The sequence below is a fragment of the Paraburkholderia sp. genome, assembly GCF_050742655.1.
In the GTDB taxonomy this organism is placed as follows: Bacteria; Pseudomonadota; Gammaproteobacteria; order Burkholderiales; family Burkholderiaceae; genus Paraburkholderia.
Window position 1 is genome coordinate 406801 of record NZ_JBOIGG010000002.1, and the last position, 22182, is coordinate 428982.

General features: G+C 66.1%; 16 protein-coding genes. 11 read left to right on the forward strand and 5 right to left on the reverse strand.

The annotated features are described in order from the left end of the window. The 11 genes from sctV to ACREXZ_RS04495 all read left to right on the forward strand — a co-directional run bounded on the left by sctV (position 1) and on the right by ACREXZ_RS04495 (position 10221). Positions 1 to 2007, forward strand: coding sequence for a type III secretion system export apparatus subunit SctV (gene sctV, locus ACREXZ_RS04445; RefSeq protein WP_431762817.1), 2007 nt, complete (start codon positions 1 to 3; stop codon positions 2005 to 2007). 16 nt (positions 2008 to 2023) lie between these two features. After that, positions 2024 to 3121 (forward strand): type III secretion system protein SctP, encoded by a 1098-nt coding sequence (gene sctP / locus ACREXZ_RS04450; RefSeq protein ID WP_431762818.1) that lies wholly within the window; start codon positions 2024 to 2026, stop codon positions 3119 to 3121. Positions 3122 to 3145: 24 nt separating this feature from the next. Further along, complete coding sequence (sctQ, locus tag ACREXZ_RS04455; RefSeq protein WP_431762819.1) at positions 3146 to 4312, forward strand: type III secretion system cytoplasmic ring protein SctQ; 1167 nt, start codon at positions 3146 to 3148, stop codon at positions 4310 to 4312. Then, positions 4299 to 4952 (forward strand): type III secretion system export apparatus subunit SctR, encoded by a 654-nt coding sequence (gene sctR, locus ACREXZ_RS04460; RefSeq protein WP_431762820.1) that lies wholly within the window; start codon positions 4299 to 4301, stop codon positions 4950 to 4952. Before sctQ ends, sctR begins: the two co-directional genes overlap by 14 nt. Positions 4953 to 4963: 11 nt before the next feature. Continuing rightward, positions 4964 to 5227, forward strand: coding sequence for a type III secretion system export apparatus subunit SctS (sctS, locus tag ACREXZ_RS04465; protein WP_431762821.1), 264 nt, complete (start codon positions 4964 to 4966; stop codon positions 5225 to 5227). Then, positions 5224 to 6405, forward strand: a complete 1182-nt coding sequence (locus tag ACREXZ_RS04470; RefSeq protein ID WP_431762822.1) for a hypothetical protein — start codon at positions 5224 to 5226, stop codon at positions 6403 to 6405. The genes sctS and ACREXZ_RS04470 overlap by 4 nt, the downstream gene beginning before the upstream one ends. Before the next feature lie 78 nt (positions 6406 to 6483). Beyond that, complete coding sequence (hrpD5, locus tag ACREXZ_RS04475; protein ID WP_431762823.1) at positions 6484 to 7542, forward strand: HrpD5 family protein; 1059 nt, start codon at positions 6484 to 6486, stop codon at positions 7540 to 7542. Positions 7543 to 7559: 17 nt separating this feature from the next. Next, positions 7560 to 7826, forward strand: coding sequence for a type III secretion system protein (locus ACREXZ_RS04480; RefSeq protein ID WP_431762824.1), 267 nt, complete (start codon positions 7560 to 7562; stop codon positions 7824 to 7826). 99 nt (positions 7827 to 7925) lie between these two features. Further along, positions 7926 to 8138 (forward strand): hypothetical protein, encoded by a 213-nt coding sequence (locus tag ACREXZ_RS04485; protein ID WP_431762825.1) that lies wholly within the window; start codon positions 7926 to 7928, stop codon positions 8136 to 8138. Positions 8139 to 8244: 106 nt separating this feature from the next. Further along, the gene (locus tag ACREXZ_RS04490) at positions 8245 to 8700 is read left to right on the forward strand and encodes a CesT family type III secretion system chaperone (RefSeq protein WP_431762826.1); all 456 of its coding nucleotides are present in this window, start codon (positions 8245 to 8247) and stop codon (positions 8698 to 8700) included. Positions 8701 to 8820: 120 nt separating this feature from the next. Next, complete coding sequence (locus tag ACREXZ_RS04495; RefSeq protein ID WP_431762827.1) at positions 8821 to 10221, forward strand: autotransporter strand-loop-strand O-heptosyltransferase; 1401 nt, start codon at positions 8821 to 8823, stop codon at positions 10219 to 10221. Here the strand turns inward: ACREXZ_RS04495 and ACREXZ_RS04500 are convergent, their stop codons facing one another. The 5 genes from ACREXZ_RS04500 to sctC all read right to left on the reverse strand — a co-directional run bounded on the left by ACREXZ_RS04500 (position 10222) and on the right by sctC (position 22068). Then, complete coding sequence (locus ACREXZ_RS04500) at positions 10222 to 16617, reverse strand: AIDA repeat-containing protein (RefSeq protein WP_431762828.1); 6396 nt, start codon at positions 16615 to 16617, stop codon at positions 10222 to 10224. A 303-nt stretch (positions 16618 to 16920) separates the two neighbouring features. Next, positions 16921 to 18318: a type II/III secretion system family protein gene (locus tag ACREXZ_RS04505; protein ID WP_431762829.1), complete on the reverse strand. Its 1398-nt coding sequence runs from the start codon at positions 18316 to 18318 to the stop codon at positions 16921 to 16923. Between the two features lie 12 nt (positions 18319 to 18330). Beyond that, on the reverse strand, positions 18331 to 19107 hold the full coding sequence (locus ACREXZ_RS04510; protein WP_431762830.1) for a response regulator transcription factor: 777 nt from the start codon (positions 19105 to 19107) through the stop codon (positions 18331 to 18333). Between the two features lie 40 nt (positions 19108 to 19147). Continuing rightward, the gene (locus ACREXZ_RS04515) at positions 19148 to 20239 is read right to left on the reverse strand and encodes an ATP-binding protein (protein WP_431762831.1); all 1092 of its coding nucleotides are present in this window, start codon (positions 20237 to 20239) and stop codon (positions 19148 to 19150) included. Between the two features lie 50 nt (positions 20240 to 20289). After that, positions 20290 to 22068, reverse strand: coding sequence for a type III secretion system outer membrane ring subunit SctC (sctC, locus tag ACREXZ_RS04520; RefSeq protein WP_431762832.1), 1779 nt, complete (start codon positions 22066 to 22068; stop codon positions 20290 to 20292). Positions 22069 to 22182 lie beyond the last annotated feature (114 nt).

A 22182-nucleotide genomic window follows, 5' to 3' on the forward strand; every position in this document is an offset into this window, starting at 1 on the left:
ATGTTCAAGAACTTCAAGATCCCAGGGTTCGGCGAAGCTGGCCTCGCGGTGCTGCTGGTGGCAGTCATCTCGCTGATGATCCTGCCGCTGCCGACCATCGTGATCGACATCCTGCTGTCCTGCAACATCGCGATCAGCGTGACGCTGCTGATGGTCACGCTGTACGTGGGCAGCATCACGTCGCTGTCGTCGTTTCCGTCGATGCTGCTGTTCACCACGCTGTTCCGGCTGTCGCTGAACATCGCGTCGACCAAGTCGATCCTGCTGCACGCGGATGCCGGCGACATCATCGAGAGTTTCGGCGAGCTGGTCGTGGGCGGCAACCTCGTGGTCGGCCTCGTGGTGTTCATGATCATCGCGGTGGTGCAGTTCATCGTGATCGCGAAGGGCTCGGAGCGGGTCGCGGAAGTCGGCGCGCGCTTCACGCTCGACGCGATGCCCGGCAAGCAGATGAGTATCGACGCGGATCTGCGCGCCAACATCCTGACCGCCGACGAAGCGCGCAAGAAGCGCGCGAAGCTCGCGATGGAAAGCCAGCTGCACGGCGGCATGGACGGCGCGATGAAGTTCGTCAAGGGCGATGCGATCGCGGGCCTGATGATCACGATGATCAACATCGTCGCGGGTATCGCGGTCGGCGTCGCCTATCACGGGATGACGGCCGGCGATGCGGCGAACCGCTTCTCGGTGCTGTCGATCGGCGACGCGATGGTGTCGCAGATTCCGTCGCTGCTGATCTCGGTGGCGGCGGGCGTGCTGATTACCCGCGTCGGCGACGACAACGACGACGAGGACCGTTCGCTCGGCGACGACATCACCGCCCAGTTCGGTGGCAACTCACGTGCGCTGTATCTCGCCGCGCTGATGCTGCTCGGTTTCGCCGCGGTCCCGGGCTTTCCGGCGGCGCTGTTCCTGCTGCTGTCCGCGATGCTCGGCTTCGTCGGTTACCGTCTGAACAAGAAGGGCAGCCACAAGCGCGGCTCCGGCAAGCCGGTCGTGTCGCTGCAACGCGCGGGCGCGAAGGGCGAGGCGCCGACGATCCTGCCGCGTCCGCCGCAGTTCACCTGCCCGATCGGCGTGCGGATGTCGAAGGATCTGAGCGGGCGCATCGCGGGCGACGCGCTCGACAAGGCGTTCGACACCGAGCGCGCGAAGCTCCAGGCCGAGGTCGGCCTGCCCTTCCCCGGCATCATGATGTGGACCGACGAGACGCTGCCGGAAGAAACCTACGAAGTGGTGATCTTCGACGTACCGCATGCGCGCACGAGCGTCGCGGAGGGCGCCGCGGCGCCGCTGCTGGCGACGACGAATCCGGCAAACCCGGCGAATCCGGTGGAAAACGCGGAAGATGCCGCCGAAACGACGGCTCTCAAGGTCGAGATGGCGATCGCGCGGCACACCATCTCGCTGCTGCGCACGCATGCGCACCAGTTCCTCGGCATCCAGGAAACGCAATGGATGCTCGACCAGCTCGAAACCGATTACCCGGGCCTCGTCGCCGAAGTGCAGAAGGCGCTGCCGCTGCAGAAGATGGCGGACGTGCTGCGCCGGCTGCTCGAGGAACAGGTGCCGATCCGCAATATCCGCGGCATTACCGAAAGCCTGATCACGTGGGGACCGAAGGAAAAGGACATGCTGATGCTGACCGAGTACATCCGCGTCGACCTCGGCAAGATGATCGCGTACCGCGCGACCGGCGGTCCGCGCGATCTGCCCGCGGTGCTCGTCGACGTGCAGGTCGAGCAGCAGATCCGCGCATCGATCAAGCAGACGCCGACCGGCAACTTCCTCGCGCTGCCGCCCGACGAGATCGGTCATCTGATCGACAACCTGGTCGCGCTGGTCGGCGAATCGCCGCGCGGGCCGCTGGCGGTGATCGCGTCGATGGACATTCGCCGCTATGTGAAGCGGATGATCGAATCGCGGCTTGGCTGGCTGCCGGTGTATTCGTACCAGGAACTGGGCAGCCACATCGATCTGCAGCCGGTCGGCCGGCTGATGGTCTAGTCCCGGGCGCGCCACCATGCATACGTCAGGCACCCATCGCGCACACGTGATCGCCGGCCCCGCGCCGGACCAGCCGCCCGCGCACGCCGACACGCCGCAGTTGCGCCGCCAGGCCGCGCTGTTCAACGCGCATCGCGCGGCGCTGGAGGAAGCGGAAGCAGAGGCCGAGGCCGCCGTGTCTGCTCAGGAACCGAAGCCGGACGGCGACGCGGCAGGCTCGCAACAGGAGGCGCAGCAGCATCCGGCGATGCGTTCGCCGATGCCTGGAGTCAGCGCGGGCACCCCGTCTCCCTTCGCCTGCGGCAACGCCGATGCCGATGCCGCGGCGGCCATGCTGTCGCCGCGGGTTGGCGAACAGGAATCAGGGCAACGCCACGGCCAGCAACCGCAGGACGACGCGAACCGCGACGAAGGCTCGCGTGCGCGCACGCCGACACCGGTCGCCGCCACGCTGACAATGCGCACGCCGCCTTCCGCATCGACCCAGCCGGGTCCGCAGAGCGGCGCGTTCGCCGCAGCGCCATCGCGGGCGGGGGCCGGCATGATGGCCCGTGCCGGGTCGTTGGGGTCGCCCGGTGCGAATACTTCGGACATGTCGGGCGACCGGTCAGGTGGGCAAGGCCAACCGTCCAGCTCGCAACCCCGCGCGCCGGTCTTCGCGATGCTCCATCAGCAAACGGCTCAACCGCAAATGCAGCCACAGCCACAGGCACAGACGCAGCCGCAACCCCAGCTCCAACCTCAAGCTCAACCCGCCTACGCCCGCGTCGAAGCCGCATCGAACGCGCAAGCCATCGGCGCGCTGGACAACAAGCAACAACCCAATCCGCTGATCGACTCGATCGTGTCGAGCGTCGCGGATTTCTGCGCGAATCCGGTCGTGTTTTCGTGCAGCCCATGGCACATCACCGTGCCGCTCGATCCCGCACTGCTGCCCGGCTGCCAGTTGAGTCTGATGCTTTCGCATTTCGACCTGACGCTTCGCTTCTCCACCACGGACACGGCTTCCCAGCAATTAATCTTGCGCCATGCCGATGCATTGAAGGACCAGCTCGAAACACTGCCGGGCCTTCACCGCGATAACCGGCGAAGGATCGACATCACCGTCACGTAAGCACCGCCGGACCACAAGAACACTATGGAACATACCGCTTCGCAGCTTGCCGCTACCGCTCCGGACGCCGCCTCAGCCACGTCGACGGCCAGCCGCGCGCCCGTCGCACTCGACGTCGCGTTGCTGCCGGTCGTCGCGCGCAGCACGGCGCGTCAGCAGCGGCTCGCGGTCGACGAGCGGTTCGGCGCGGTGCTCGCCCATACACTCGGCGTCGCCGGCTGGAGCGCGGGTACGCGCAATCCGCTCGACGCGTCGCGCAGCGCGCGGCTGGGTCTGCGCTGGGGCCTGCAGAACGCGTCCGTGCTGATCGACGTCGCGCAACTGCCCGGGCTCGACAGCGTGGTGCAGGTGAACCCATCGGACACGCCCGATGCGTCCGACCCGCAACAGGAAGCCGGGCTGCGCGCGTCGGTCGCGACGCTGCTGCTCGCGCCGCTGCTCGACGCGCTCGTGCAGCTCGGGATGGACGGCGTCGAAGTGACCGGTGTCGAACGCGCCGGCACGCTGAACGAGCAAGCGGCCGAATGCTGCGCCGTGTCGTTCGTGCTCAGTGACACACGCTACGACGCCGTCATCGAGCGGATCGACGACGGCTGGCTCGAAGCGTTCGAAACGCTCGTCGCGCAGCAGCGGATGCCGTTCGCGACGCACATCAGCGAAATCGAGGTGCGCGGCCGGATCCTGCTCGGCGAAAAATCGATCAGCCTCACGACGCTCGATTCGCTGCGGCCCGGCGACGTGATCCTGCGCGCATTGCCCGAAGGCCTGCGCGCATTTATCCAGAAAGAAACCGAGTCGGTGAAGCTGCCTGTCGTCTGGGGCCATCACGGCACCCGGCAGCTATACGCGATGGCCGACGTCGCCCACGACACCCTTACCTTGACCGGGAACCCCACCATGAGCCACGACACGAGCTTCAACACTCCCTTGAGCGACTCCCGCGACGCGCTCGTCGAGATCGATCATCTCGACCTGCCGCTGAAGCTGGAAATCGATACCGTGTCGCTGCCGGTCGCCCAGCTGTCCGCGCTGCGCGCGGGCTACGTGCTCGAACTGCCGACCGCGCTGCCGGACGCGCGCATCCGCCTCGTCACCTACGGCCAGACGATCGGCTTCGGCGAGCTTGTCAGCGTCGGCGATCATCTCGGCGTGCGCCTCGTGCAGCTGTCCCAAAGCCATGGTTCAGTTTAACGACCTCACCGGGCTGCTGATCGCGGTTGTCGCGATCAGCCTGATCCCGTTCGTCGCGATGGTCGCGACCTCGTACGCGAAGATCGTCGTCGTACTCGGCCTGCTGCGCAACGCGCTCGGCGTCCAGCAGGTGCCGCCGAACATGGTGCTCAACGGCATCGCGATCCTCGTCACCGCCTACGTGATGGCGCCGATCGGCATGCAGGCGATGCAGAACATGCAGACCATGCAGCACCGCCAGGGCGATTCGTCCGCGCTGATGCTCGACGCGTTCGACGCCGGCAAGGAGCCGTTCCGCGCCTTCCTGAAAGCCCATGCGCACGAACGCGAGAAGCGCTTCTTCGTGCGCTCGGCTTCGGCGATCTGGCCGAAGGAGATGGCGGCGAAGCTGCGCGACGACGATCTGATCGTGCTCGCGCCGGCCTTCACGCTGACCGAGATGACCGACGCGTTCAAGATCGGCTTCCTGCTGTACATCGCCTTCGTCGTGGTCGACGTCGTGATCGCCAACGTGCTGATGGCGATGGGGCTGAACCAGCTGCAGCCGACCAACGTCGCCATTCCGTTCAAGCTGCTGCTGTTCGTCGTGATGAACGGCTGGTCCGCGCTCGTGCACGGTCTCGTGATGACCTATCACTGAACGGACGTGTCATGGAAACCGATACGCTGGTTCGCATCACCACCGAAGGCCTGCTGCTGTGTCTGTCGATCTCGTTGCCGGTCGTGATCGTGTCCGCGCTGTCCGGCCTCGCGATCTCGTTCCTCCAGGCGATCACGTCGATGCAGGACCAGAGCATTTCGTATGCGGTCAAGCTGGTCGCCGTCGTGGCGACCGTCCTGATCATGGGTACGTGGGGCGCCGCCGCCGTGCTGCGCTTCGCGAACGAAATCATCGTACTGGCGGTGCCGTCATGACCAAACGCGTCGACCACTCCCCTTCGCATCACGCGCAGATCGCGCAACTCAGCGAACACACGTCGCAGCTGCACCACACGCAGCAAACCCAGAAGTCGCAGAAACTGCAGCGCATCAAGATGCAGCGCACGAAAGCGCAGCGCAACATGCTCGCCGCAAAGTTTCTGTTCAACAAGAAGTGGGCGCATAACCACGCGATGGCCGGACGCGGCGCGATGTCGCAGAAGGTTGCGACGATGTTCGGCGCGAGACCCGACCGCTCGGCGAAAGCCAACGGCAAGCAGACGCACCTGCGCGGGAAGGACAAGGAAACGGATGTCCGCACACCGGAGCACGAAAAGGAACACGACAAGGACCGCGTCGAGCGCGAGCGGCCGCACGATCAGCAGCAGCCGCGCGAGCGCGAGAAAGAACGCGAGAAGGAAAAAGAAAAGGAACGCGACCGGCAACAACAGCAGCAGCAGTCCGGCAGGGACCCGCGCAAAGACGGCGACTCGCCGCAGCAGCAACAACAGCAACACGGCGAGCAACGCCGGCAGCCGCAAAACGACGACGGCCAGCCGCAGCAACAGCAACAACAGCAGAAGCGCCAGTCGCGCGACGGCGGCGAAAACGGCGGCGGCGCGAAGTTCGCGATCTCGAGCCGCAAGGTCGGCGTGGCGGTCAAGGTGCCGGAGAACTTCCAGGCGCTCGGCACGAAACTGAAGGATGCGACGCCGGACGAAATGGGCCGCGTGCTGCTGCAGACCTTCGCGAAGGTCACGCTGCGCCTCGTATCGCAGATCGAGAACGGCTGCGCGCTCGCGCCGCTGCTGATGCTGTCCGCGACCTCGCCCGCCGCGCTGCGGCGCAGTGCATCGCGGATGCAGGCGCACATCTCGAGCGCGACGTTCAACCAGAACAGTCGCGCGAGCCAGCCGAATGCGCCGCAGAACGCTCAGGCGAAGGCATCGGCGACGGTCGGCATCCTGAACCATTCGGCGGATCTGACCAGGACGCGCCAGCAATTCGACGTCGACTACGACGTCGACCAGCAAAGCATTCTGTCCGTGCGCGACTTCCTGATGGCCGCGAAAGCCGCGATGCCGACGCTGGTCACGTCGCACGGAGCACAAACCGGTTCGGAAAATCCGCCGGAAGTTCGCGTCGCGCCCACCGCGCCAGGCACAGGCTCATAAACTGAAGTCATCGAAATCCGGGTGAGGCGGCACACCAGCAGCCGGCCCGGACCGACAAGGCTAACGGGACCCACGAGCATGAAAGCGCTGAGAGTACTAACCGGCACCCACGCCGGCGCGCAAATTCGCTTGACCGCCGGCACCTATCGTCTGGGCGCGCAAGCCGACGCGGACATCTGCCTCAGCGACTGGCAGGTCGAGACGCTCGAGGTCACGCTCGGCGAGGAAGGCGTAACGCGGCTGCGGCTCGGCGGTGCGGAAGAAGTGCTGCTCGCGGACTTCGTCGCGGTCCCGTACGGCGACGTGGTGTTCTGCGTAGGCCCGGACGATGCCGACTGGCCGCGCGACCTGGATCTGCTCGCCGGCTTGTGGAAGACGGCCGAGCCGGCTCAACCCGTCCCGGAAGCGGATGACGAAACGGCGCTCGACGCTGAAGCGGCGGTCGCCGGTGCGGTCACGGAAATGTCCGGGGCCACACACGCGCAAGCAGCCATCCCCCCCGAGTCGCGCCGCAAGGCGATGCGCACGGCCGGCTTCGCGCTGGTGTGTACCGCGCTCGTCTTCGGGGTGCTGGCGACCGGTGTGATGCTGGCGGGTTCGCAGTCGACCGAAGCGGCGATGGTGCAGTTCGATTCGACCGCGCTGTCGAAGCAGGTCACGGAAGCGCTGCATCGTGCGGGGCTCGCGGATCTGACCGCCGGCCCGCGCGGCAACAAGGTCGTGGTGAGCGGCATGGTCGCGAGCGGCGACGAAAGCGAAGCAGCGCGCCGGATCATGGACGACCTCGCGAAAAACCGCACGTTGCGCGAGTACGACGTCGCGCAGCAGGCCGTCGACAACATCCAGGAGTCGCTCGGCGACATCGGCGCGCGGGTCGAATACAAGGGCTACGGCGTGTTCCGCATCAGCGGCACCGTGTCCTCGATGAAGAAGTTTCAGCAGTTGCTCGCCAACGTCAAACCGGACCTGGACAGCAACGTGAAACGACTGGACGTCGACGTGAAGGAAACGCGCACGCCGGTGCCATCGATCAAGTATGCCGCCGTCGTGTCGGTCGGCAACCTGCACTACATCGAAACGCCGGACGGCACGAAGCATCTGCTGGACACGACCGGCACCGGCAAGGAAACCGACTGAACCCCAAGAGGATGAACATGAACATGTACGACGCATTGCTCCCTATCGCGCAGGACCTCAATTCGCTCGACGCGACGCTCAACGCGCCGGACAGCCAGCAGCGCGTCGCGCGGATCGCCAACGCATTCGACGAGACCGCCCGGCGCATCAGTTCGGCGACCCAGGGCGTGACGAACGACCACGAGCGCACCGAGTTGCAGAAGCTGTACCGCGGCATGATCGCCGCGCGGCGCATCGTCCTCACGCTTCACGAACGTCACAGCGAACGCGGCGTAATGGTGTGAGATTGCGAAGCGCGGTCGCGCTTCGGAAACCAGCAGTAGCAGTACCTTTCTTCAACCCTTGCAGCATGTTTGGCTTAATCAACTTTTTGGAGAACTACCATGAGCGGTACTTCGATCGCAACGAGCGGCGCGAATGCAGCGTCTTCCAGCAACGCGGACATGGTCGGCCAGATGCAGAACATGGCCAACGAAAACAACTCGATGACGATGGCGAGCATGCAGATCAACATGCAGCAGCAGATGACGGCGGCTCTCGCCTCCGTCGGCAACAACGGCGCGAAGAATATCGCCGACGCCGCGAAGGGTCAGTAAGACCCGGCGTACAGCCAGGCTGCATGTGCGGGTTGCGGGACCGGAAAGCAGGCGGTGGTATCCGGTCCCGTAACCATTCCCATCCTGTCTTTCAATCAGTCCTATCATGAGCCGGGAACGATACGAGGAACTGGTGCGCGAGGTGTGCGAGGTCGTCGACCTGCCGGACGCCGATTACGTGCTCGAAACGAGAACGCTCGAAATCGAAGGGTTCGACGTTCGCCTCGAAAACTACGAAAACGACCCGGGTTCGCTCTACGTCAATTTCCATTACGGCGCGATCACGCCCGGGCGCACGCTCGTCGTGTTCAAGCTGATGCTCGAAGCCAACCTGCTGATCTATGCGCAGGATCAGGCACAGCTGTGTCTCGACGCGGACACCGGCAGCATCGTGCTGCTCGTGCACGTGCCGCTCACCGACGATCTGACCGGCGACTATCTGGCCGAGCTGTTCGCGCACTATGCGGAACACGGTCGCTACTGGCAAACCAACATCGTCGCGTCGTCGGACGAGATGTTCGAAGGCATCGTGTCGGGCAACTTCATGTGGCTGCGCGCCTGAACGCGAGGAAGTGCGCTAAATCTTTGCGGCCGTTCTGCCGTTAATCCAGCCATTGACCATGAATGGAGACCGCGCCGCGGATCTCCGCTCACCGCCCTCTGTCTTCGCTGGATACCCGCCATGACCGGTTCGTCCGTTTCGCCCGCTTCTTCCGTTTCGTCCGCTATTCCCGGTCCGGCGTCCGCCGTGATGCCACGCTCCGAAGCCACCTCGTCCGGATCGCCGAAGCCCGCCTTTCCCGCGCCGGCGCCGATTCCGACGCAGGCCGGTCCTGAAGGCATCCGCTTCGATTTCAACGACGGCTGCCGTGTGGTCTTGCCCGAAGGCGACTGGCGCGTCTGTCTGCGCGACGTCGATACCGGCAACATCCTGTTCCAGACCGAGCTGATCGCAGGCGTGGTGGCGAGCACGAAGAAGTACCACATCCGCTTTTCGATCGAGGTCTGGAAGCGCAGCCAGCCGCTCGACGCTCAGCCGTTCTGGCGCCATGTCTACGACGCCACGCGCCAGTCCGTGCTGATCCAGTTTCCGGTCGGCACGCTCGGCGATCTGATCGGCTGGTTTCCGTATGCGGTCAAGTTCCAGCGCAAGCATGGCTGCAAGCTCGTCTGCGCGATGTCCGACAAGATCATCCCGCTTTTCGCGAAGACCTATCCGCACATCGAGTTCGTCACGCACGAGGCGGTCAAGGCCCAGCGCTACTACGCGACCTACAGCATCGGCCTGTTCTTCGACGACGAAGAGCACATCCTGCAACCCTGCGATTTCCGCTACGTCGGCCTGCATCGCACCGCCGGCTATATTCTCGGCGTGGACCCGGCGGAGGAACCGCCCGCGTTGTCGCTGGCCGACGACAGTCCGCCGATCGACGAGCCTTATGTCGTGATTTCGGTGCAGAGCTCGACGCAGTGCAAGTACTGGAATCATCCGACCGGATGGCGCGAGACCATCGCGTTCGTGAAGCAGCACGGCTACCGCGTGATCTGCATCGACCAGAAAGCGACGCACGGTTTCGGGCTGATCTGGAATCACATCCCGCACGGCGCCGAAGACGAAACCGGCGACCGCCCGCTGCAGGAACGCGCGCGCTGGCTGCGTCACGCGAGCTTCTTCATCGGTTTGTCGAGCGGACTCGCGTGGCTGGCGTGGGCTGCTGGCACGCCGACGGTGGTCATCAGCGGTTTCACGCACGAAACCAACGAGTTCGCGACGCCGTTCCGGGTCATCAACTATCACACCTGCAACAGCTGCTGGAACGATGTGCGGCATCGCTTCGACCATCACGATTTTTTCTGGTGTCCGCGCCACAAAGATACGCCGCGCCAGTTCGAATGCTCGCGGCTGATTACACCCGCGCAGGTGAAGGACACGCTGCGGCGCATTCCGGGATTCGGCAGCGCCGCGCAAACCGCACGCGAAATACCGGCCGGGCAGCCCGTGTCGCCAGTCGCCCAGCAACACGAGCGGGGCGCGCCGCTTGCCGCGGTCGGCCGCCTGCCGGCGCGCAAGGTGACTGGCTAGCTAGAACGCGTAACGCAAGGTCATGTCGACGCCTTGCTGCGAAGCGCCCGAGCGTCCGAACCAGCCGGTGTAGCTCAGCCCCACCGACAGATTCCTGGCCACGTTTGCTTCGACCCGCACGCCTGCGCTCAGATGCGCGCGCGGCAAGGCTGCACCGGGTGCATCGAACGCGGTCCCGTCCTGCGCGCCGACCGTCACGCTGCGCGCGGTGCGCAGCAGTTCGTGCGCATAGCCGAAGTCCGCCTGCAACGTGAGCGGACGTACGCCCACGGCGAATGTCTTCGCGATCGACAATCCCACGTACGGCTGCAGACTGCGCACCGTTTGCGCGCCCACCGTCAGGTTCTGGCCGTTCGCGCCGGTTTCGTCGAACGCCTGACCGTGGAAATACGCCACCATCAGGCCGAGCCGCGGCGTCAACGTCAGACCGCCGAGCGGCAGCGGCATGGCCGCCTGAATCGCGCCAGCCAGTTCGTTGCCACCCGACGCGCCGTTCGCCGTGCCGACCGCGCCGAATGGACGCCGCGTATGCAGATCGTCGTACGCATACGAGAGTGCCGCCGACAGCACCGCCGGTCCAAGAGCATGGCTGCCGTACAGCGAAGCGCGCAGCGTGTCGGCACGCGCGGTATCGCCGGTGCTGTCCTCGGCCACCTCGCTGTGACCGTAGCCCAGCGAGACGCCCATCGTCGACGACGTACCGATGCGTCGATCGTAGCCAGCCAGGAAGAGAAACTGCTGCGCGCCGAAACCGGGTACGCCATCGCCGTTGACCCTGAGCCGGTCGACGCGGGTCGTCGCCCACAGCGAACCGCTGGCCGGCGCGCAGACCGATGCATCGGCCGTGCGGTCGCAGCCCTGCGCGTCGTGGCGCAGCAACTGCGCGAGCGCCGCTTCCGAGGCAAGCGGCAGCGCCGTGCCGAGCGCCGTCAGCACGCTGGTATCGAGCGGCGCGACGATCTGCGGCGCAACGGCGGCGGCTGCGTCGTCGACCAGCAGATCCACCGTCGTGGGTCCGTACACCACGCTCTGCCGCACGCCGGCCGCGCCGGCACCGCTCGACGTCACTTCGTCGAATGTACCGTTGACCGCTTGCGCCGAGACGATTTCGTAGACCTTGTGCGTATACGTGCCCGGGTCGTACAGGATCGCGAGTCCGCCGTTCAGACTTGCCGTTCCCGCTACCGCGAGCTTCGACGCCGACGTCGGATTGACCTCGATGGTCAGCCCTGCCTGCGTGGTCTGCGTGTAGTTGCCCGCTACCGTCAGCGTGCCGATCGAGCCACCTGGCTGCACCGTGCCGCTGTTGGTCACCGCGCCGTCGACGGTGCCGTGCCCCAGCAGCGTACCCGCCGACGCGACCTGCACGTTGCCGCCCAGCGCCGCACCCGGATTCGCCGCGTCGCCCACCGCGAGCTTGCCCGCGCTGACCACGGTCGAGCCCGAGAACCGGCTGCTGTCGCCGTTCAACGTCAGCGTGCCTGTGCCGGTTTGCACCAGCGTGCCGCCGCCGACGATCGCGTTGCCGTACGCGACGTCATCGGTTCGCTTGAAGACCAGCGTGCCATTGTTCATCACGTTGCCCGTCAGGCTGCCGCTCGTGCCGCCGTCGCCGATCTGCACCTCGCTGAGGCTGCCGATGCTCGTCGCCCCGCTGGCGGTGCCGTTCACCCGCACGATGCCGCCCGAAATCACCACGGTCCCGGTCACCACGCCACCATTGACCACCGTCTGCAAGCCGCCGCTGCTGACCGTCGTGGCGCTCGCGACGCCGCCCGACTGCACGGTCTGCGATCCGCCGCTGCTGATCGTGGTGAAGATCGACGTGCCGCCCGACGAAAGAATCTGTGCGCCGCCGCTGAGCACGGCACGCACCGTGATGCCCCCGCCCTGAACGACCTGGGTGCCGCCGCTCGCCACCGACGCATTGCTCGCGGCGCCGCCCGACGCAATCGACTGAATGCCGCCGCTGCGGATCTGCGTGGCCACCGCGATACCGCCCGATGCAATGCCCTGGGTCCCGCCGCTGAGCAACGAGGTAGCCGAAGCCACGCCGCCTGCGAGGATCGATTGCAGGCCCCCACCGCTAACGACCGTGCCCGACGCAAGACCGCCCGATGCGATCGACTGCAGACCTTCGCTCTCGACTGTTGTCGCGAGCGCGGCGCCGCCCGCTGCGACCCATTGAATACCGCCGCCACTCAATAGCGCGCCGCTCGCGAGCGCACCCGAGTTGATGCTCTGCGTGCCACCGCTCGTCACTGTCGTGCCGCGGGCGATGCTGCCGCCGTACAGCACCTGCGTTCCGCCGTTGTTGACCAGGGTGTCGTTCGATACGCCGCCCGAGCCGATCGTTTGCACGCCGCCGCTGTTCACGGTCGACGCGCCGGCCACGCCACCCGATAGCACGGTCTGCGAACCGTCGCTGTCGACCGTCGTGTTCGATGCGATGCCACCGGATGAAACGAGTTGCGAGCCGCCCGCGAGTAACGCTCCACTGTCCACGCCACCCGCGTAGATGACCTGCGTACCGCCACCCGAAACCGTTTCGCTTCGACCGGTGCCCGACAGGTTCTCTACACCGCCGCTCGCGATCTGCGTGCCGCTCGCAAAGCCGCCAGCGGATACCGTCTGCGTGCCGCCGCCCATCACCTGGGTGTTCGACGCCACGCCACCCGATGCGATGTCCTGCACGCTGCCGCTCTGTACTGTCGTCGCCTGTGTCGTGCCACCCGACGCCACCCGCTGGATGCCACCGGCACCTATGACGGTCCCGTTCGCAAGCGCGCCGGAATTGACGCTCTGCGTGCCGCCGCTGTTGATCGTCGTGCTGGTCGTCACGCCGCCGCCGTACACCGCTTGCGTCCCACCAGCGTTGACCGCGGTGCCGCTCGCAATGCCTCCCGCGCTGACCGCCTGCATGCCACCGCTGTCGACGGTCGTGTTCGATGCAACACCGCCCGATGAAACAAGCTGCGTGCCGCCCGCGAGGACTGCACCGCTGTCCACGCCGCCCGCATCGATGACCTGCGTGCCACCGCCCGAGATCGTCTCGCTTTGACCGGTGCCCGACAGGCTCTCCATCCCGCCGCTCGCGATCTGCGTGCCACTCGCGAAGCCGCCCGCCGATACCGTCTGTATGCCGCCGCCCGCCACCTCGGTGCCCGACGCGACACCACCCGATGCGACCTCCTGCACGCTGCCGTTCTGTACGATCGTCGCCTGCGTCGTGCCGCCCGAGGCCACCAGTTGAATACCGCCGCCGCCCACGACGGTCCCGCTCGCGAGCGCGCCGGAATTGACGCTCTGCGTGCCGCCGCTGTTGATCGTCGTGCTGCTTGTCACGCCGCCGCCATATACGGCCTGGGTGCCGCCGGCGTTGACCGTGGTGCCGCTCGCGATGCCACCTGAGTTGACCGTCTGCACGCCGCTGCTGTTGACGGTCGTTCCCGATGCGAGACCGCCCGCCTCGATCGTCTGTGCGCCGCCGTCCACCGTCGTGTCCAGCACCGTGCCGCCCGATGCGACCTGCTGGGTACCGCCGCCGCTCACTACCGTCCCGCTTGCCAGTCCGCCCGCGCCGATGTTTTGTGTGCCGCCGCTGTCGACGGTCGTGCTCGATGCGGTGCCGCCGGATGAAACGAATTGCGTGCCGCCCGCAAGTACTGCACCGCTGTCGACACCGCCCGCGTCGATGATCTGCGTGCCGCCGCCCGCGATCGTCTCGCCCTGGCCTGTGCCCGACAGATTCTCGACGCCGCCGCTGTTCACCACCGTACCGCTGACCGTGCCTCCGGCGGACACGCTCTGCACACCGCCGCCATTCACGGTCGTGCTGTTAGCCTGAGCGCCCGCCGATACGTTCTGCGCCCCGCCACTATCGACCATCGTGTTCGACGCGATGCCGCCCGATGAAACGAGTTGCGAGCCACCCGCGAGCAGCGCTCCGCTGTCCACGCCGCCCGCGTTGATGATCTGCGTGCCGCCGCCCGCAATCGTCTCGCCTCGGCCCGTGCCCGACAGATTCTCGACGCCACCGCTATTCACCACCGTGCCGCTGACGATGCCTCCGGCAGACACGTTCTGAACACCGCCACCATTCACCGTCGTGCCGTTCGCGTGAGCGCCCGTCGATACGCTCTGCACACCGCCGCTGTCGACGGTCGTGTTCGATGCAACACCGCCCGATGAAACAAGCTGCGTGCCGCCCGCGAGGACTGCACCGCTGTCCACCCCACCGGCGTTGATACTCTGCGTGCCGCCGCCGGAAATCGTCCCGCCCTGGCCCGTGCCCGACAGATTCTCGACACCGCCGCTGTTCACCACCGTGCCGCTGACCGTGCCTCCGGCAAACACGTTCTGAACACCGCCGTTATTTACCGTCGCGCCGTTCGCCTGAGCGCCCGCCGATACGCTCTGCACACCACCGCTATCGACCGTCGTGTTCGACGCAACGCCGCCCGAGGAAACGAGTTGTGTGCCACCGACGAGTACTGCTCCGGTGTCCACACTGCCCGCATCGAGGATCTGCATGCCACCGTGCGCAATCGTCTCGCTCCAGCCCGTGCCCCACAGATTCTCCACGCCACCGCTGGACAGCACCGCTCCGCTCGCCACACCACCCGAGGACACCGTCAACGCGCCCCCGCTACTCACCACCGTGCCGACCGCCAGGCCGCCCCCGCTCACCATCTGCAGCGCGCCGCCAGACACCGTCGCAGCCGACGCGATCCCTCCCGACGAAACGACTTCGAGACCCGATCCCTCGACGATCGAGCCGATTGCAAGACCACCGGACAGCACCTGATCCGTACCGTTCGAGACCACCGTGCCGTACGCCACGCCGCCCGACGAAATCACCTGCTGCGCACCGTCGAGCGTATTGCTCGCGACGCCGCCCGACACGATGTCCTGCTCGCCATACGCGCGGATGACCGTACCGTTCGCGAGCCCCCCCGACGACACCGTCAACCGTCCGCCGAACTCGACGAGCACGTCCGACGCGACACCACCGGAAATTGAAAACGCGCCGAGCGCGTTCGTGCCGCTCACCGCGCTCACGAGCGTGTTGGTTTGCAGCTGCGAGCCGCTCGTCTGCGTCACGCCGAGTGCCGTGCCACCCGCGTTCACCTGCAGCAGCCCCGAACTGCTGACGGTCGTGGCCAGCGCGATCCCGCCCGATGAAATTATTTCGTTGCCGTTGCTAGTCACCGCGGTGCCGCTCGCGAGCCCGCCCGCCGACACGGTCTGCGTGCCGCCGCTGCTGACCACCGTTCCGTTGGCCACGCCGCCCGAAGAAACGACCTCGCTGCCGCCCGTGCTGAGCGTCGTGGAAGACGTCATGCCGCCCGACGACACCGCCTCGAGCCCGTAGCTCTCGACGATCGCGCCGCTCGTGAGGCCGCCGGACAGCACAGCCTCGAGGCCATTGGACACGACCGTGCCGTACGCAATGCCGCCCGACGAAACGAACTGCTGCGAAGCATCGAAGGTGTTGCTCGCCACGCCACCCGACAGCACGTTCTGGCTGCCGCCGACTCGCAGGATCGAACCATCGGCCGTTCCGCCGGACGACACGGTCAGCAGCCCGCCGTTTTCGAGCAGCACGCCGGAGGCGACTCCCCCACTGATCGAAAACGTGCCTGCCACATTCGTGCCGCTCACCGAACCAGCGAGCGTATCGCCGTGGAATGCGCCGCCGCTCGTCTGCACGATGCCGGTCGCGATACCGCCGGCGCTGACCGTCAGCGTGCCGCCGCTACTGACCGTCGTGCCGCTCGCGGTCGCATCGGCGAACACGGTCTGAATCCCGCCGCTGCTGATAATCGTGCCGCTCGCGAGACCGCCTGACGACACGATCTGGTCGCTGTTCTGGTGGATCGTCGTACCGTAGGTCGTACCGCCGGAAACGATCTGTTCGCTGCTGCCGGACCAGAGCACCGTGCTGCTGGCGACGCCACCCGACAGCACGGTGTTCTGTCCATTCGAGACGACGGTGCCGACCGCCAGGCCGCCGTTGAAAATGAACTGTTGATAGCTGTCTTGCGTGCTGGACGCGACACCGCCTGAACTGACGTTCTGGATGCCATTGGGCTGGATGATCGTGCCGTTCGCCGTGCCCCCGGACGACACGGTCAGCGTCCCGCCACTGGACAGCGTCGTGCTGTTTGCCGTGCCTTCGACGGTCAGCGACTGGCCCGCGCCTTCGACCAGACCCGTCGCGGTGGTCCCCGCGCCGACCACGGTTTGCGCAAGCGCCGGCGTCGGCAGCGCCGATGCCGTCAGCACTCCGACGACGACCCCACCGAGCAGGTGCGCAAGTAGCTCCGGCTGACGACAGCGGCGCCGGTTGAACACGTGCATCCCGTATTTGCGCCGACAGGCGAGCGGCTTCATGGCCGACGCCTTCCGCGCCGCCTGTGCTCGCGCACGGCGTGCTGATCCGTTCGATTCACCGACCACCCCCGAATGACGCTACATCCACGGCCAGACCGGTCTTGCGCCGGTGTGCCGTTCAAATACCAGGAACCAGAACCTGTTCGTCGCGATGTCGAGATCATCGACATCGCGCCTCAACCTACGTTGTCGGCATGGATCGATAAAACTTTAGTGACCCTAACTTCTTTTATTTTTTATGATTCGATCCTGCTTTACAAAATGCGGTGCGCGTTCCACCGCATCACACCGCACTACGCCGCTTTACGCTGCAATGCGCGGAATCAGCAGCACCAGACGCTGCGGCGCATGCGGGTCGGCATCGTCCGGCGGCGGTGCTGCGATCACCAGACAATCTCCCGGTGCGAGATTCGCCGCGACGATCCGCTCGGCGCCAGGCTTGCCTGCGACGACCGGCGGCGCGCGGCCCAGATCGACGCGCAAACCGATCCGCTGATACGCGGCGGCAGCGTCGAGCGTCGGCTGGACCGATAGCCATAGATCCATCGAGCTATCCGGCACGTCGCCGTCGCGCACCGCGAGTCGCGCTTCGTGCCGGTCGATCACCGCGGGCGACCGGTCGACCGTGAGTGCCGTGCGCGACACCTCGGTGTACGCGCGCTTCGCCTGCACGAGCGCATGCAGCCGTTCGAGCAGATCGTGGCCGCCGTCGGCAGCAGTGGCGAAGTCGAGAGTCGTGGATGCCGCGGGAGTTGACGACGCCGCGCCGTCAGGAGCAGCCGCATGCAACGGCAACACGTCGCCCAGTTCCGCGAGCGCATCGCGATCGACGTCGACGACCCACGTCTGCACCGATACCAGTTGCGGCTGCACGTCGAAATCGGCGACCAGCATCGCATCGCCGTCGATCCGTTCGGGCTTGTCGCGCACGAGAATCGAGTTGGTCGCCGCGTCCGCCTCGACGATCGGCAGCGGCGCGTCGAACTCGACCGGAGCGACTGCAGGAATCGCTGTCGCATCGAGCCGGCCGTGTCGGAAGCGCGCCGCGAGCCGCGTCGCGACGCCCCGCACGACCATGTCGCGGCCATCGATCGAGCGCACCTGGTCGGCCGCGATCGACGACTTCAGCCGCAACACCTTCACGGCGGTGCGCGTATGGTCCCGCGCATCGAGTTCGAAACGCTGCGCGGCGTTGCGCACGCGCTCGATGTAGTCGGCTGGACCTCTCACGCCGACCGTGCCGTTCGCCATGTCGACTTGCAGCGGAAAATACGGATCGCTAGCGCCCGCGTGATCAAGCGCCACCACGAGCGCCGAGGGCGTCATGTAGTTCGGCCGCATCTCGAGAATCTGCTGGTCGCTGGCGGGCAGTACCTCGATCGTCGTGCCGTCGTCGTACCAGACGAGATCGTACGACGCGCACAGCATCTCGAGGAACTGCTGCGGCGGCATCGAGAAGCGGCCGCGCACCGTGCCCGTCACGTCGCCGCTGACGCGCAGCGGCACGTTCTGCCCTTCGGCAAACAGCCGCAATGTTTCGGCGACGCTGCTACCGCTCGTCTGATAGACGAAGCGCGTGCCTTGCCATACGACGCCAGCCGCGTTCGCCACGTTCGCCATGCCCAGGCCACTGCACACGAGGGCGAGCGCAAGCACGCCGGCGCAGAGCGTGCGATGTATCGTCGGGATCCTGATCGACATGGTCATCGGGGATTAGCGGGCCGGCGCGACGGTCGGGCCCGGCTTCGCACCGCGCTCCGGTTCGTCGCGCGTCGCGCCGTCGGGTTGCAGGGTCAGCCGGTAGCCGGTCGCGTACACGGACTGCACGCTCCAGCCGACGCCGGTCGCCTTCAGGTTGTTGCGCACACGGCTCACGTACATGTCGACCGAGCGGCTTTGCACCGCCGCGTCCCAGCCCCACACGACGCTCATCAGATCCTGCCGCAGCACGACCGCGCCGAGGTGCGACGCGAGGTGCCACAGGATGTCGAATTCCTTCGTGCCGAGCTTGTGCGATTCGCCGTCCGCCGTGACGAGCGAGCGCGCCTGCTGGTCGAGCACGCAGTCTTCGACCATCATCTTGCGGCCCTGCACGTTCGTCGAGCCGAAGCGGCGCAGCAGTGCGCGCACGCGCGCAAGCAGCACCTGGCGGTCGAACGGCTTGACGAGGTAATCGTCGGCGCCCGCATCGAGAATCCGCACGATGTCGGTTTCCGCCGAATGCACGGTCTGGAACAGCACCGGCATCGTCGACTGCGAGCGGCCACGGATTTTCTGCAGCAGCTTGTCGCCGGCCACGCCGGGAATGTCCCAGTCGAGAATCGCGAGATCCGCCCAGTTGTCGGCCAGATACTGCTGCGCCTCGAGGCCGTTGTGAAACGAATTGATCTGGTAACCCTCGGTCTTCAGCCACGAAACCATCAACGCGTGATGAGCCGGGTCATCCTCGACCAGCAGTATTCGCACCGGTCTTCCTGACATCAGTTTCATCGTTGAATCTCCTTCATGTTGAAGCGGCGCGCACCGCGTGTTACTTGCGCGATTCGTGCAGCGCCCGGTCCGCATCGACGAGCGACGAGCCGCCCGACGACCTGACCGAAGCAGAATTCAGACACGGCAGACGCAGCACGAACGTCGTGCCGTCGTCGTCGTTCAGTTCAGCGTGCAACGTTCCGGCATGCAGCTCGACGATCTGCACTGCGAGCTTGAGGCCAAGGCCGAAGCCGGTTGCGCTCTTCTTGCCGAGCGCATCGAAACTGGTCAACCGGCCGCCCGCTTCGCGCAGGCCCGGCAAACCGCCCGCGCGATCGCCGACGACCACTTCCACGAAGGTGTCGCGATGCCGCACCGACACGGTGACCGCATCGCCGCGCGGCGACGCGCGCACCGCGTTGTCGATCACGTTCTGGATCGCGCGCGCGACGAAGTTGCGCATCCCGTTGACCCATGCAGGCGAGCCGTTCGGCAGCCAGAGTTGCAGCGGCACGCCGTAGTACGTCGCGGTGACCTCGAGCTGCGAGATGATCTGCCTCACGGTACTGCGCAGGTCGAAACGTTTGAAATCGCGCGCGTGCAGATGTTCCGTGACGGAGCTGAAAATATATTGCTCGCCGAGCGACAGCACGTACTGCGCAAGCTGCGTGATCTGCTGCATGCCGCCGCAGCGCTCGAACGCCTCGTGGTCGCTCTCTTCGAGCTGGGTCAGCGCGTTGATCGAGTTCAGCGGCGAACGCAGATCGTGCAGCAGGAAGCGCAGCGACATCGCGCGCTCGTCCACCGAGCGGCTGAGAGGCGTCACCTCGGTCACCGTCACGACCATCCCGATCACGCCGTTCGCCATTGCATTGCCCTGCACCCACAGCGTGCAGTCCTCGACATGCAGATCGAAGCCACGTTCGAAGTCGTCGCGGCGGAGCACCTCGGTCATCTCGAACTGGTCGCCGAGCACCGCGGCCAGATCGGCGCCGACGGGCAGCGTCATGCGCAGCAACACGCTCGCGCGGTCGCTCGCGTCGAGTACGACACCGCAACTGTCGAGCGAGATCACGCCGCACGGCATGCCATCCAGCACCGCGCGCATGCGCCGCGTTTCCGCAGCAGACTTTCGGGCCTCTTCGTCCACGCTGATGGTCCTCTTTGTCCTGTTCCGGCTTCAGGTTCGGGTTCGGACGGCTACGGGTTAATGACGCGCGGCGACAGCAGGAACAGCCGCTCCATGTGATTCTTCGTCCGGTTGTCGGTGCGGAACAGCGCGCCGAGCAGCGGGATTTTCGACAGATACGGCACGCCGGTCACACCGGTCGAGTCCGTGTCGGCGTGATAGCCGGCGATCAGCAGCGCCTGTCCTTCGTTGATGAATGCCTGCGTATTGATGTTGCTCGTCTGGATCACCGGCAGGTTGCCGACGTTCTGCGAAGTAATCTCGCCGTCCTCGATCGCGACGTCGAGCTTGATGCGGGTCTGGCCGTCTTCCTCCAGCACCATCGGCAGCACGCGCAGCGAAATGCCGGTCGAAATGCTGTACAGATCGCCCGACGTATAGCCTTGCACCGGCACGAAGAACTGCTGCTTGTTGTCCATGATCGCCTCGATGTTGTTCACGGTGACCACCTTCGGACTCGCATCGACCCTCGCCGCGTTGGTCTGCTGCAATGCCGACACACGTGCCATCAGATAGCGGCCCGCGTCGCCGAGCACCGCCGCCATCGACAGCCCGGCCGGCGATGCCGCGGCCGCCACGTTGCCCGCCAGCGTCGTGTTGCCGAACGACTGCGTGATGTTGCCGTTGTAGCCGTTTTGCGTGTTCGTGCCGCTGCCGGTCTGGATGTCGATGTGGCTGTTGTGCGCGGTCCAGTCGACGCCGAGCTGCTGCAACGCATCGTCCGTGATCTCGATGATGTGCGCCTCGATCTCGATCAGTTGCGGCTTCACGTCGAGCCGCTGGATCAGCGCGCCATACTGCGGCATGCGGTCGGCGGTATCGCGGATCACGACCGAGTTCGTGCGCTGGTCGGCGACGATCACCGGCAGTGTGCCGTCGCCGCCCTGCGCGGGCACGCTCGACGCGGGCGGCGGCGGCGTCTGGCCGACCGCCGCCTGCAATTGCGGCGAAGCCTCGCCGGTGAGCCCGGCGAACATGCCCTTGTTCGAGCCTTGCGGCAGCGGCGGCGGAATGTACGGGCCGTTACTGGTCTGCCCGTTCACGTCGTTCATCGGCGCGACGCGCGACACGCCCGAGGTGTGACCGTCGCCCTTGCTGCTCTTGTCCTTGTCCTTCTTGCCGGCGTCCGGATGATAGAGATTGTTCAGCACCGACACCACGCCCGGCAGCATCACCTTGTCGCCGTCGAGCACCACCGTGCGGTCCTGCGCCCAGCCGTGGTTCAGCGGAAAGACCTGGACCATCGTGCCGGTGCGGCGTTGCGCATTCGTGTCGATGCGCTCGGCGATCTGCTGGACCAGCTGCACGTAGCGCGGCGGTCCGCTGACGATCGCCGTGCCCTGCGTCGCGTCGTAGGTGATCGGGAAGCGGTCGTCGGCGATCTGCATCTTCGTGAGCGTGTCGCGCAGCGTCTCGGTACTCGCGCTATCGAGCTTGATCAGCGTGCTTTGCAGGTCCGACGACGCGACCACGTTCAGCACTTCGCCGTCGTAGTACCACGCGAAACCGAACGAGGCGGCGAGCGTGTCGAGAAACTGGCGCGGCGGCAGATGGAACTTGCCGCTCACCGTGCCGGTCACGCCCGGCGAGATGTTCGTGGCGAGCCCCTGGCTCGCGCCGAAGTCGCGCAGCACGTCCTTGATGTCCTTGCCGTCGGCGGCATAGTCGATCGGCGCCGAGCGCAGCCGCAGCGGCGCGGCGTCTACGCGCGGTGCCGCTACTGTCAGTGCAAGCGCGAGTGCAAGCGCCGCGCAGCCGGCGACGGTATTCAGGTTTCTGCTCCACTTCATGATTGTCATTGAGTGCCTGACCGGGTTAATTGCTTGAACAGGGAGCTGCATTCGATACGTCGCGAGCGATTTCGTGTGAGAATTTCCCATCTGCCCTCATTCGACAGGCTTCGA